This is a genomic window from Bradyrhizobium ingae (assembly GCF_055791185.1).
On record NZ_JBVUBB010000002.1, the window covers coordinates 111896 to 124866 of the forward strand.

The 12971-nt window shown below is 57.5% G+C and carries 13 protein-coding genes; 4 read left to right on the forward strand and 9 right to left on the reverse strand.

All coding sequences use genetic code 11. The features are described from left to right. Positions 1 to 36 precede the first annotated feature (36 nt). The 6 genes from ACV1FX_RS03115 to ACV1FX_RS03140 all read right to left on the reverse strand — a co-directional run bounded on the left by ACV1FX_RS03115 (position 37) and on the right by ACV1FX_RS03140 (position 5507). A complete protein-coding gene (locus ACV1FX_RS03115; protein WP_473116076.1) occupies positions 37 to 888 on the reverse strand; it encodes an ABC transporter permease in 852 nt (283 codons plus the stop codon). Beyond that, the gene (locus ACV1FX_RS03120) at positions 885 to 1856 is read right to left on the reverse strand and encodes a polysaccharide deacetylase family protein (protein ID WP_473116077.1); all 972 of its coding nucleotides are present in this window, start codon (positions 1854 to 1856) and stop codon (positions 885 to 887) included. The genes ACV1FX_RS03115 and ACV1FX_RS03120 overlap by 4 nt, the downstream gene beginning before the upstream one ends. Next, positions 1853 to 2629 carry a methyltransferase domain-containing protein gene (locus tag ACV1FX_RS03125; RefSeq protein ID WP_473116078.1) on the reverse strand — a complete coding sequence of 259 codons (777 nt, stop codon included), beginning with the start codon at positions 2627 to 2629 and terminating at the stop codon, positions 1853 to 1855. The genes ACV1FX_RS03120 and ACV1FX_RS03125 overlap by 4 nt, the downstream gene beginning before the upstream one ends. Positions 2630 to 2698: 69 nt before the next feature. Beyond that, complete coding sequence (locus ACV1FX_RS03130; RefSeq protein WP_473116079.1) at positions 2699 to 3748, reverse strand: glycosyltransferase family 2 protein; 1050 nt, start codon at positions 3746 to 3748, stop codon at positions 2699 to 2701. A 122-nt stretch (positions 3749 to 3870) separates the two neighbouring features. Further along, the gene (gene galE, locus ACV1FX_RS03135) at positions 3871 to 4869 is read right to left on the reverse strand and encodes a UDP-glucose 4-epimerase GalE (protein WP_473116080.1); all 999 of its coding nucleotides are present in this window, start codon (positions 4867 to 4869) and stop codon (positions 3871 to 3873) included. Beyond that, entirely contained in the window at positions 4866 to 5507 is a 642-nt protein-coding gene (locus tag ACV1FX_RS03140; RefSeq protein ID WP_473116081.1) for an NAD-dependent epimerase/dehydratase family protein, read from the reverse strand. Before ACV1FX_RS03140 ends, galE begins: the two co-directional genes overlap by 4 nt. Before the next feature lie 138 nt (positions 5508 to 5645). Between ACV1FX_RS03140 and ACV1FX_RS03145 the strand changes: the two genes are divergently transcribed. Next, a complete protein-coding gene (locus ACV1FX_RS03145; RefSeq protein ID WP_473116082.1) occupies positions 5646 to 6644 on the forward strand; it encodes a glycosyltransferase family 2 protein in 999 nt (332 codons plus the stop codon). Between the two features lie 407 nt (positions 6645 to 7051). After that, positions 7052 to 7198: a hypothetical protein gene (locus ACV1FX_RS03150; RefSeq protein WP_473116083.1), complete on the forward strand. Its 147-nt coding sequence runs from the start codon at positions 7052 to 7054 to the stop codon at positions 7196 to 7198. A gap of 166 nt (positions 7199 to 7364) precedes the next feature. On the opposite strand, the gene ACV1FX_RS03155 is transcribed toward ACV1FX_RS03150, so the two are convergent. Both ACV1FX_RS03155 and ACV1FX_RS03160 read right to left on the reverse strand, forming a co-directional pair. Further along, positions 7365 to 8060, reverse strand: a complete 696-nt coding sequence (locus tag ACV1FX_RS03155; RefSeq protein ID WP_473116084.1) for a glycosyltransferase family 32 protein — start codon at positions 8058 to 8060, stop codon at positions 7365 to 7367. 61 nt (positions 8061 to 8121) lie between these two features. Next, complete coding sequence (locus ACV1FX_RS03160) at positions 8122 to 9561, reverse strand: mannose-1-phosphate guanylyltransferase/mannose-6-phosphate isomerase (RefSeq protein WP_473116441.1); 1440 nt, start codon at positions 9559 to 9561, stop codon at positions 8122 to 8124. 193 nt (positions 9562 to 9754) lie between these two features. On the opposite strand from ACV1FX_RS03160, the gene ACV1FX_RS03165 reads away from it, so the two are divergent. Next, a complete protein-coding gene (locus ACV1FX_RS03165) occupies positions 9755 to 10963 on the forward strand; it encodes a glycosyltransferase family 4 protein (protein WP_473116085.1) in 1209 nt (402 codons plus the stop codon). Next, positions 10960 to 11943, forward strand: a complete 984-nt coding sequence (locus tag ACV1FX_RS03170; RefSeq protein ID WP_473116086.1) for an NAD-dependent epimerase/dehydratase family protein — start codon at positions 10960 to 10962, stop codon at positions 11941 to 11943. Before ACV1FX_RS03165 ends, ACV1FX_RS03170 begins: the two co-directional genes overlap by 4 nt. Positions 11944 to 12027: 84 nt before the next feature. Here the strand turns inward: ACV1FX_RS03170 and ACV1FX_RS03175 are convergent, their stop codons facing one another. Continuing rightward, positions 12028 to 12669, reverse strand: a complete 642-nt coding sequence (locus ACV1FX_RS03175) for a hypothetical protein (RefSeq protein ID WP_473116087.1) — start codon at positions 12667 to 12669, stop codon at positions 12028 to 12030. Positions 12670 to 12971 lie beyond the last annotated feature (302 nt).

The window sequence follows — 12971 nt, forward strand, 5'->3', positions numbered from 1 at the left end:
AGACCCCGAACTTCGATGGCTGGATGATCGTGCATTTCAGATGGTATCCATGACGGAGCGCTCGACGCGCTGATAGAGCAGAACACCGCACGCCAGGATAATCGCCGTCGTGAGAAGCGAAGCAAGGAGCTGGCCCGACGTGAGCATCGACTCGCCGAGAAGGGACCAGCGGCTTTCCTCGACGATCGCAGCCAATGGATTGGCAAGGCTCGCCGCCACCCTGTATCGCTCGGGAATGGCGGAGAAGGGATAGAGGACAGGGGTTACGAACATCGAGACCTGGACCAGGAACGACGTCATGAAGCCCAGGTCACGGTACTTGGCCGTTGACGCTCCAAGAATGAGCCCGGTCGCAAGCGAGAAAGCCGCGAGATGCAACACCACCAATGGAAACGCGACTACGCGCCATGAGAGCCCGTCAGTCTTTCCCATCCATTGAAAGGCGATGAGGAACACCAGGACGACGCTGAACTGAAGCAGGAGCGATACTCCAGTCGAAATCAGGGACGACAAGGGAACGACAATGCGGGGGAAGTAAACTTTGCTGAAAAGGTGTTCGTTTTCGATGAAAACCTGGCTGGTGGCGAAGATGACCTGAGAGAAATAGGACCACACGATCAACCCCGAAAGATAGAATAGCGGCGCCGGCTGATTCGCGGTCGATACCCCGGCCACGCCGCTGATCGTGGCTGTGAACACTGCCGTCCAGACAAGAGGCTGAAGGATCAGCCAGCCGGGACCAAGCAGCGTCTGCTTGTGACGAACCTTGACGTCACGCAGCGCAAACAGAAGCAGAAGATCGCGGTGTTCCCAGATGCGCCGCAAGTCAAGGTCGAACCAACCGCTTCTACGCCCGATGATCGTGATTCGCTTTGCGCTTCCGGTCATAGCGACGGATCCTCAATCCTCTTTTCGAACTCCTGGCCCTCCCAATCACCCACGCATATTCGCGGAAGCCTGAGGGGGTCGGCATTTCGCGTGACAGAACGATTGTCCACCGTGCAGGCGAGATCGAATCCGGCTTCTCTGACTGCTCGCACGGTCGCGTCGCTATGATCACCAAACGGGTAGGCAAAGGCCCGCACGGCAGCACCCGCAAGCTCCGCGCAAGCTCGCCGGCTTTCCGCGATTTCCTTCAACTGAACGTCCACGCTGTGCGCCGGCAAGGTCGGATGCGTCAGCGTGTGTGCCCCAATCGTAATCAGACCGTCGGAGATATTCCGCACCTCCACAGCCGTCATCGCCCGATGCATCTCCCGAGCTGCGAGATCGCAGGACGACCATTCGCCGATCTCCGATAGCAGCTGCGTCTGAGCGTCGTGCGAAAGGATTCGCAAGCGGCCCCATACCTCGCGGAAGATCAGATCGCGCGCCTCATGATCCGAGAACGGCGGCACCGTCCAACGACACTCCTTGCCCGCAATATCCAACGCAAGACTCTCGGGCAGATGTTCGATTTCGAGGAAGACCCGCGCAACAGCGTCCCACCAAAACTCCCTGTCGGTGCCGATGATCCCGGTCGTCACGAACAGTGTCATAGGGCAGTCAAGCTTCTGCAATATCGGTCGCGCGTTCGAATAAACGTCGTGATAGCCGTCGTCGAAGGTAATTGCCGCGAGCGGCTTGTCCGATGACGCGCGGCGCCGGTCTAGATCAAGTAGTTCGTGGAGATGAACAACACGTCGAAGGCGCCTGAGACGCGAGATCTGCTGTTCGAACCGAGCCGGGTGCACCGCAAGCCCCCAGGGATCCACTGGAACATCTGCGACGCGGTGATACATCAGGATGATCGGACCGGCGCCAAAGATCCGCCGCCCAATCGATCGCTTGAGGCTTCGCAGCGGTTGGAGCGTCATTCGAGCCGCCTTCGTGCCGCGGCGGCCACAATCACGGGAAAAGACCGATCAAGCACGTCAAGCTTGGCCTGTTGTACCTCAGAGACCGCCAATCCCTGCAGGAAGCATATCGCCGAAAACACGTTCCCGAACGTCTCGAGCTCAACATCCTTTTGCTCGAAGAAAGACCCCAGCAGTCGTCCTAGTGCGATCTCTGTCAACGACCAGAACCAGTTAGGCCTCCACTCTCCACGATCAACCGGGGTAATTCCCGGCACCGTCACAAGAAGCGTTCCTCCAGGCTTGAGAGCTCCGGCAAGCTGCGCCAACGCCGCCTGCATGTCGAAGATCAGATGGAGGGTTTGCGTGAGGATAACACAATCAAAAGCCTGTCCAGGCAACGTCCCTGGGACCGATATATCCCCGATGATCGTGGCCGCGGGGTTCCTCACGTCGACATGGAGAACATCGCTTTGATCGACCTGCTTGCCACCGAACCGAAACGTATACGTATTGTCGCCGATCTCAAGGACTCTGCCGCGAATCCTGGCAGCGTTGCGGGCCAGAAAACTCTCGATGTAGTAGCGATCGATTGGTACTCCCCTGTCGAAGCCGAAATCGGCGCTGATCGGCTCGGTTCGTCCGAAATCTCCGAAATCGATGGTGCCTGACGGCGGCGCCCAGAGGCGACGCGACAGACGCTGACCGATGGGCGCGGGCGCCTTAGCGATGAGATGCAACAATTGCCGACGGCCGAATCTTGCAGCGCGACGAATTGGGGACAAGGCGGTCATAGGTGATCATCCAATACGGGCTGCCTGCACCCGAGGTCAGGCCAGGTCAGGCTCGCGAGTAAGCACCTTTCATCGCGCCTGATCACTGCCGCCCCCCCCTTCCGTAGTCCTCACAACAGTTTTGGCGCCTCCCTGTCCGGCTAGCCAGTCCAGAAATTCCCTAGATGCAGCCAGGAAACCATTGCTTAGCAACTCGTCGGTCGTCGACAGCATCCTCGCCGACTCAAGCTTCAGGCAAAGACCCGGCAGCTTTTGAAGCCCTGCCCAATAGCCCGAATACTCGTCACTCGTCAGATAGCCATAGCGCCCGCTTTTGACGGCTTCGGCGACCTTTGCATAAAAGGAGTCCACGAACGGAAAGTGGAGAAGAACGCAGGAAAAGTCTGCCAATCTGGCATTCAATGCGTGGTGCCACGCGATGAACGGCTTGATCTTCCCATCCATTCGAAAAAGCGAGACCTTGCTGAGACCATTATTGGTTCCAAAGACCTTTTTCCTGATGCCGCCATGATGAGTCATGATGGCCGGGTTGCTGACCTCACCGAAGGCATATGGCGACTTATCGATCGCCGACACATCATAGAATGGATATTGCGAGCGCAGACCGATGCCGGGCCTGATCCTCGCCTCTGAGATCGGCTCTTCGCTAAACATGTCCAGCATCTGGGTAATCACAGCGTTGAAGCCCTTTCGATCGAGATAGCCGATCAAAGCCTGCAACGATACGTCAACCGACCCCGGAAAATCGAACTGTTCGTCGACGTCCACGCAAAGACACCACCGATCGCGGCAATATTTGTTCGCCAGATATCGCTTCATCGTGTTTTCATAGGCGTGATAGGGAGCAGAGCTCGCTAGCAACGTGACGTCGGCTTGTCTGGTAAGTATTTCGATGGACCGATCGGTCGACCCGTTGTCAAGAATCACGAAATGCTTGATGCCGATCAGGCGATGATGAGCCAGAAAGGATTCGAGCCAGGGCTCGCCGTTTCGCATGACGCTGATGACAATGACATCATCAGGCCGGGATTGCAGCTCAACAGGCCCGCTGATGTGCTTTACGCGGAACGGCAACAGAAAACCCCTCAGTCCGAACTGGACTGCGTCAATCTTGTTCACGCGTCCCGGAAGAGAACGTAATCTATTCAGATACACGGCAGGACTGTTCCTCTATCTCTTCCGCGAAGTGATACCGTGCTTCGCAGATGCAGAGAATCCCGGATTGCGGCAAGCCCCCATCATCAAAGCGATGAACTTCGTCCGGCCGAAGAGCGATCTCGCCACCTCAAAGCCGTCTGCACGATGAGATCAATCTTGGAGTTCGTCGGGTGCCAACCCAATTCTCGTGCAGCCTTTTCGAACGACGCAACAAGCTTCGGCGGGTCGCCCTCACGGCGTGGTCCATACTGCACGGCCGGAGCGCTCCCGGCAATGCGTCCAACAGCCTCCACAAGTTCGAGCACGCTCGTACCCACGCCGGTACCGAGATTAAAGACGTGGGCTCCGCCTTGCCGGATCAGCATTTCACCGGCCAGCAAATGTGCCTGCGCAAGGTCATTGACGTGGATGTAATCCCTGATCGCGCTGCCGTCGGGGGTTGGAAAGTCCGTTCCAAAGACCGTGAACGGCCGACCCGGACTGCGAGCGGCCTCGATCATCAATGGAATGGCGTGCGTCTCTGGCTCATGACGTTCGCCGATTTCCTCGTCAGGATCACATCCTGCCGCATTGAAGTATCTTAGGGAGACCGAAGCCATGCCGTAGGCTCTGCCATAGTGTTCAAGCATGCGCTCGATGATCATCTTCGTCCAGCCATATGGATTGATCGGTTGTTGCGGATGCCCTTCGTCGATCGGCACGTATTGAGGCACGCCATAGCTTGCGCATGTACTGGAGAACAAGATGCGGTCGCATCCTGCCGCGCGCATCGATTCGAGCAACGCAAGTGTGCCGGCGGTGTTGTTCGCATAGTATAATGCAGGATCTGTTACCGATTCACCCACATAGGCCAGAGCTGCAAAGTGGGCAACAAGATCCGGCTTGTACTTCTCTAGCGCACCACGTACTCGCGCCCCATCCCGAATGTCGCATTCAATCAGCGGTCCCCACCGCACAGCGTCCCGCCACCCACGCGACAGATTGTCGATGACGACGACGTTCCAGCCCGCCCTAGCGAACGCCTTGCAACAATGCGACCCGACGTAACCGGCGCCGCCCGTTATCAGAACAGTCCTCGTCATGCCGCACCGTGCGTATGCAGCAGGTTATCGCAATGGGTGATCGTCGTTCCAGGTCCGTCGCGCATCGGGTGGACGAGACCGTCAATCACATCGTCGACATAGAAGGAGCCGGTCTGCTTGACGTCGCCGTAAACCGTAATGGGCTGACCAGTAAGGACCTGCACGATAAAATTTGCAACGACACGGCCGTCGTGGACGTGCATGCGCGGACCCTTGGGATTCAACCTGTCCCAATGGCTTTCGTGCTGCGGATGCACCTCACGATCTCCGTAAACTTCCGAGGTTGAGGCCTGCAGGATTTTCGCGTTAATTCTCGTTGCTGGCCCCCGCGTGCTGCTCGAACCGTGCACGCTGGTATTCGTCGCCTGCACCGGATCGTATTGATAATGGTTGGCACTGGCCGAGCAAGCCAGATTGCGTATTTCGTGAACCTCGACGTCGAGCGAGATGGTTATGTCGTGCCGCAACAATTCAAAGCAAGGACACTTCAGGACACCGCTCAAATTGCCGCTGGAGTCCGTGTAGAAGTTGTCAATGCAGATAACTTCGCGTCCCGCGCTAACTAGTCTTTCGCACGAGTAGGAACCCAAAAATCCTGACCCACCTGCGACCAAAGTTCTGTTTTTCTGAAGCGCCAACAGCGTAAGCCCCTGAAACTACGCGCAATTTACCTTACAAACTTCCAAGTCTCGCAATCCAATGAGCTTATGGATAAAATTCTAGGCAATTTAGCCGACCAGTACAGTTTAATCGAGATTTAGCATTAAGAGTAGTTTGTGCGTGCTCCCCATCGCTCTGCCAATCAATTGGTTTCGGTAGTCGTGCCGGCGTTCAACGCCGCAAACACTATTCGTGAGACTGTAGGCAGCGCTTTGAATCAGACTTACCGCAATCTCGAAGTCATCATCGTCGATGATGGCTCCACCGACCAGACCAAGGGAGTTGCTGCGCACCTCGCCCTGAGTGACCCGAGGGTTCGCTACGTCTACAAGGACAATGGTGGCGTGGCCTCGGCTCGCAATCGCGGAATTGCCGAAGCACAGGGTGAGTTCGTGGCTACTCTGGATGCAGATGATCTCTGGTATCCGACGAAGCTCGAACGACAGTTGGAGCGCTTCGAGCAGAGCGGACCAGAAACTGCGTTGGTGTATACGTGGTGCTGCTGGATTGATGACCACGGCAACGTCACCGGCTCGGCCCCACCAACGCGACTGGAAGGAAATATCTTTGCCCAGATGTGCTTGGGTAACGTCGTTATCAGCGGCAGCAATGCACTCGTCAGACGAGAGGCGCTGACTGCAGCGGGAGGTTTCGACGAGTCGCTTCGTTCTCGCGGCGGACAAGGCTGCGAAGACTGGAAACTCTATCTCCAGATTGCAGAGCGATACGCCATTGCAATGGTATCCGAATATCTCGTTGGTTATCGCATCTCGCCCGGCTCCATGTCCGACGACTTCAAACAAATGATGCAATCGAGACGGCTGGTTGAAGCTGAATTCGTCGCCATTCACCCGGCACTGGCCCTTCAGTTTGCGCGCGGCCGGATGATACTCGCGCGTTCGCTTGCGCTGCGTGCGATTGATCGCGGCCAAATTCGCGACGCGATCGAATTGCTGACCGGTCAATCGCGGGGGCGACTGACGACGGGAATTGCCACCCTGGCGTGGCTACTCGGAGGCTTGATGCGACGTTCGCTGAGATGGATGCGACGGGACGATTCGCCCACGAACAACAGGTTTCTGCCCATGTCCAGAAGCTGCCACGTAACCGACTGACCGGTTAACAGCACCTTGAATAAGGCCTGTCCTCGGCACGACGAGCGCCCCCAATCGTCTGGATGCGCCGGCCGCGGCCTGGTGACCGCCGTTACGGTCTTTCCGGTGCGAGTTCGTCCGTCGGATAGACGCGAGCCTGGTGGGCCTCTGCCAAAAACCGGCCCGTCGCGGACTTAGCCACTGCTGTCCATCGGTACTCATCGGGCCGGCAAGGCCCGAATGTTCGAATGCTTCCGGCAGGCACAATTCCGTTCGCAGGCATGGGCACCTCCTGTCCGCCCATTTCCCTCGTCCCTTGCGTCAATGTCAGCAACAATAGCTTGGCTTCGACGGGGACATTACGGATTCGGATCTCGGGATTCGGAAAAAGCGTGACGCACCCCTTTGTGCCCTGCCAAGAGAAATCAATGATCATCATCGGATCGGCCGCGACAGAACCCGACATCGAGATCCATGCAACGACTAAGCCCCAACAACACTTGGACGGCATCGTGCCTCCTGACGAACAAGAAGTTCAACGAGATGAATGGACACTTGGCGTCGCCACACACTGAGCGCATGGTCGTTCAAAACCCATAGAGAAACTTCTCTCCAGCAGAACCTCTACCCAAACTGAAAAGAAACCGATCGCCCTCTTACATCCAACAACAAAAAAATTCTCCAGTGCGCCATGCAAACTGCAGAATGGTCTAGTCCTTTGGTCGGAGATCGGCCTCCATCTTATTTTGGAATGAGCTTGCGAACCATGCGTTTCCAAAGCGGCTTGGGCGGACGCCAAGCACCGACACAATGGTGCATCGCATAAGTTTCTTCCGTGGAGAACGGGCCCGCCCGATGGGTAAGAACTACAGGTGGATAGAGATGAAACTCGTCCTTCAACTGTTGCTTTTCCACCCGGTACTGAAAGCCAAAGCCTTCAGCGGCTACTTGGGCCAAAATTCTGCTGACGATCGTGCGATCCTGTGTACCGTCCGGCTTGATAAAGGAACGGCTATCGTAACGTTCGATGCAAGCTTTGACCCACGGGTGGTTTGGTTCAGCTCCCAGGATAGCGCCTTCAACTGCGATTTCCTTGATTTCGGGCCAGTGCTCGATTGACGAGAACGCGCGATGCCTGAGGAAGCGATCAAAGGGCTTGAAGACCTCAACGTCAGAGTCCAGATAGACTCCTCCCTCTAACGCGAGCGCCTTAAGTCGGATGTAGTCCGATGCAAACGCCCACGCTCGAACCGAGAGCGCCTCACGCACAAATCTCGCATCAAAAGACGACACTTTCTCTATGTTCCACCGGACGATCTCATAGTCCGGCATGTGGCGCCGCCAGCTCTCGATACAACGTTTGTTGAGTTCTGGGAGTTCATCATCGCTGAGCCAGATATAATGAATTCGACGAGGAATGCGTTCGGACAATGACATCGAAAATCAGACCTACGTTTGCGTATCCGCTACAGCCAAGAGGCGTTCGTCGTGTGGACCGTCATGCTCTTTGATAGTCGTCTTCAATCCGGATGATATCGTCTTCCCCGAGATAGCTGCCGGTCTGGACCTCGATCAGTTCCAGCATGATTTTACCGGGGTTCTCCATCCGGTGGACGGCGCCCATCGGAATGTAGATCGACTCGTTCTCATGCACCGTCTTCACGGTCTCGTTGACGGTCACCCGGGCCGCGCCGCGGACCACGATCCAATGCTCGGCGCGATGGTGATGCTTCTGGAGCGACAACCGTCCTCCCGGCTTCACGACGATGCGCTTGACCTGGTGACGCTCGCCATTGTCGACCGACTGATAGCTGCCCCAGGGACGATGCACCTTGAGATGCTCTTCGGTGACCTTCGGAGCGACCGTCTTCAGCTTCGCGACCAGCCGCTTCAGCCCGTTGGCATCCTTCTGGCGCGAGATCAGCACGGCGTCGGCGGTCGCTACCACCACGAGATCATCGACCCCCTCGAGCGCCACCAGCGCCTTGTCGGTCGTGACGTTGCAATTGCGCGAGTCCTCGAACACGGCGGTGCCGTGCGTGGCATTGCCTTGCGCGTCCTTCTCCGAGAGCTCCCACACCGCAAGCCAGGAGCCGACATCGGACCAGCCGCACGACACCGGGACGACCGCAGCGCGCCCGGTCTTTTCCATCACCGCGTAGTCGATCGAGATCGCCTTGGCGGAGGCGAACGCCTTCGGCTCCAGCGTGACGAAGCCGAGATCGTGGCCGGCGTTCGCGACGGCCTCGGAGACGGCCTGAACGCTTGCCGCATCGACGTTGCGATATTCATCGAGCAGCACGGCGGCCGGGAACATGAAGTTACCGCTGTTCCAGAGATAACCCGAATTGACGTAGTCGGCCGCCTTCACCGCGTCCGGCTTCTCCACGAATTTCGTGACCGCGCGCACCTCGCCCGCAACCGCTTCTCCGGGATTGATGTAGCCATATTCGGTCGCCGGCCGTTCCGGCTTGACGCCGAAGGTGACGATGCGCCCCTCGCCGGCGGCAACGAGTCCCTGCCGGCAGGCCGCGACGAACGCGGCTGCGTCGCGCACGACATGATCGGCGGCGAGCGCCAGCACGATCGCCGCGTTGTCGCGGCTCTGCGCAAAGGCAGCGCCGGCCGCAATCGCGGGGCCCGAGTCGCGCCGCATCGGCTCCAGCAACACATCGGCCTCGATGCCGATTTCGGCGAGTTGCTCCAGCACCATGAAACGATAGGCCGCATTGGTAATGACGATCGGACGATCGAACAGCGTAGCGTCGGAGACGCGCAGCAGCGTGTCCTGGAACGTCGAGCGCGAGCCGAACAGCGGCAGGAACTGCTTGGGCCGCACCTCGCGCGAAGCCGGCCACAGCCGCGTGCCGGCACCGCCGCACATGATCAGGGGGATAATGTGCTGTCCATTGGAGTTGGCGATATCACCCGAACACAAATCAGTCACAAACAGTCCTCTCTCATTTGACGCTCACATATCTGCTAGCAAGTACTATTCCAACTATTCAAATCACATAAGTCTGTCACGCCGTTAACGGTTAAGGTACAGAACAATGGACAGTACAGATGGATTAGGGCATGTCATTGACAAACGGATCCGGTGAAAATTTAGGCGTGAGCCAGGTGCTATATTGAATATTTTGGTTCACGACTACGCGGGCCACCCGTTTCAGGTTGACTTGAGCCGCGAACTCGCCGTGAGAGGACATCAGGTCGCTCACGCCTATTTCCAGGGCGACCTTGGCCCCAAGGGCCGCCTGGAGCGCTCCTCCTCCGATCCAACCAATCTGTCCTTCAGAGGCGTATCCCTGTCGCGCCCCTATGATAAAGCGTCATTCGTACGACGTCGGTTTGACGATGTCGCTTACGGGAAGGCGGTCGCCGAGCTTATACTCGACTTGAAGCCGGATCTCATCATCTCGGGAAACACACCCACCGAAGCTCAATCCGCGATCGTTAAGGCGTCCCGCAAGAGCGGCGCTGCCTTCGTATTTTGGGTTCAGGATTTTTACAGCATCGCCGTTTCGAAACTGCTCCGAAAGAAGATGGGTGCCGTAGGCGGGGCCATCGGCGCCTATTATACGTTTCTCGAACGCGGACAATTTGCGAATTCCGACGCGATCGTAGTGATCACGGATTCCTTTGCCGATGTTGCAAGAAATTGGGTCCGCACCAAGGATAAGATCTTTACGATCGAGAACTGGGGCGCTCTAAACGAGATCTCGCCTTTACCGAAGGACAACGACTGGGCGCGCCGCCACGATCTCGCCAACACTTTCAACTTCCTCTACTCCGGCACACTCGCACTGAAGCACAATCCGCATTTGCTCATCGACCTCGCGAGGGAGGTGAAGGGACGCGCCAATGTTGTGGTTGTGAGTCAGGGGGTTGGCGTCGCGACTCTCGAGAACGCCAAGCGGGAACAAAGGATCGACAACCTGATCCTCCTGCCCCTGCAACCGTTCTCCGATCTTCCAAAGGTGCTCGCGACGTCGGATGTCACGGTCGCAACGATCGAGCCAGACGCGGGAATGTTCTCGGTTCCCTCCAAGGTGCAGTCATATTTTTGCGCACAACGCCCGGTACTGCTGGCTGCGCCTGCGGAAAACCTTGCGTCGCAGGTGGTACACCGAATCGGCGCAGGCTTGGTCGTCGACCCCACCGACAGGGAGGGTTTCTTGCGCTCGGCACTTCGGTTAATGGAAGAGGATGCGTTGCGACTGGGTGCAGCCGAAAGTGGTAGGAATTTTGCTTTGAACAATTACGACATCAAGCGGGTCGCGGACCGTTTTGAAACAGTATTCCAATTTGCCGTCCGTGCGAGAAAGGGAAATTCATGACTAAGACTGCCCTGGTTTGCGGTGCAGGGGGCTTCATCGGGGGGCACCTGGTCAAGCGATTGAAGCGCGAAGGCTTCTGGGTGCGTGGCGTCGACCTCAAATTCCCGCCATTCGCGGAGACTGAGGCCGATGATTTCGCGGTCGGAGATCTCCGAGATCAGTATTTCTGCCGCCAAATCACGGACCGCAGGTTCGACGAGGTGTACCAGCTTGCCGCCGACATGGGCGGAGCTGGCTACATTTTCACCGGCGAGCACGACGCTGATGTGATGCACAATTCGGCCACGATCAATCTGAACATGCTCGACGCCTGTCAGAAGCGGAACGTGCGCGGCATGTTTTATTCGTCTTCGGCCTGTATGTATCCCGAGCACAACCAGATGGATCCCAACAATCCGAACTGCGCGGAAGATTCTGCCTATCCGGCGAACCCCGACAGTGAGTATGGCTGGGAGAAGCTGTTCTCGGAACGCCTCTACCTCGCCTACAACCGCAATCACGGCATGCGCAACCGGGTCGCGCGCTACCACAACATCTTCGGGCCCGAGGGCACCTGGGACGGCGGCAAGGAGAAGGCGCCGGCCGCGGTCTGCCGCAAGGTCGCGCAGGCAACCAATGGTGGCGAGATCGAGATCTGGGGCGACGGCACCCAGACCCGCTCTTTCCTGTACATCGAGGAGTGCCTCGAAGGCACGATCCGCCTGACCCGATCCGACTTCGAGGGCCCCGTCAACGTCGGCTCGGAAGAAATGGTCACCATCAACCAGCTCGTCGACATCGTCGCTGACATTGCCGGCAAGAGGCTTCACAAGAACCATATCCCGGGCCCGCTCGGCGTGCGCGGCCGTAATTCGGACAACCGGCTAATTGGGCAGAAGCTCGGCTGGAAGCCTTCCGCAACCCTGCGCTCGGGTCTTGAGAAGACCTACGAGTGGATTGAGCGCCAGGTCCACCGCAACACCAAGAAGGCAGCGGCCTAAGGCTAATGCTGGACGCCGATGCAGGACCGAGCCACGTGGCTCGGTCCTGCATCCTTTCATACTCTGACAGGGCCCGCCGGGCGGTCAGTAGTAGGCAGCGCCTAAATAGTCGCCACCGGCAATAATGATCTGCGTCTTGTTGGACACAACGCCTCCAACCTGAAACGAGATTTTTCTTGCCGCCAAACTGGCCTGTATGGCGTTTGCCAAGTGTATCTCGCCCTCCCGCTGAGCATCGTCAACAACGATGATGAAGCCGGATGGATTGATCCAGTTGATGAGCTCGACAGCGCCGAGGCGCGAAAACCGGTTCTCCGCAGTTGCGGCAGGAGGGCCGTCGATCACGAGAAGCTCGACGCTGCTCTCCGTCAACGGCGAAAAATCATAACCGGTAATCTGCATACCCTGGACTTGCTTTGGAACGAGGTGCGTCCTGACAACATCGTGAGACACCAGCTGAGAAACCCGACAGGCCCATCCCTGATCGTGTTCTAGCGTCCTCACGCGAGATTTCAGCACACCCTTCCTGACCAGAAGATCGAACAGTATAGATGTCTGGCCTGCCCCAAGCTCAAGCACTTCCTTGATCGGATAATCGAGCGCCGCTCTCAAGAGAACATACAAGAGTCCATAGTTTGCGGCGGAACCAACGGGATAGAATCTAACACCATCCGCACTGACGGATGAAAGATCCCGTTCAAAAATGTGCTGATAGACAGTTTCCATGCTGGATCCGCGAGCTCCCGCGTCGAGCCTGCGAATGATCTCTTTGAGACGCGCCCTCAGTGCCATACGCCCCCCGAATACATTTTACTGCGGCCTTCATATCCCCAACGATATCGCCGTCAGCAACCGTGATGGCAACATAGACCTCCGTGTCGATCACGACAAGCAACGCAAACGGCACGATCTGACGAGCGACCACTTTCTCGACGATCTTGATTTTGTGCCCGCGCGAATGCGTCCTGCCAGCACCAGGACGAAAGAATGAGCCGAACGGAACAGACTGCACGTTCGCGAGTTTTCAC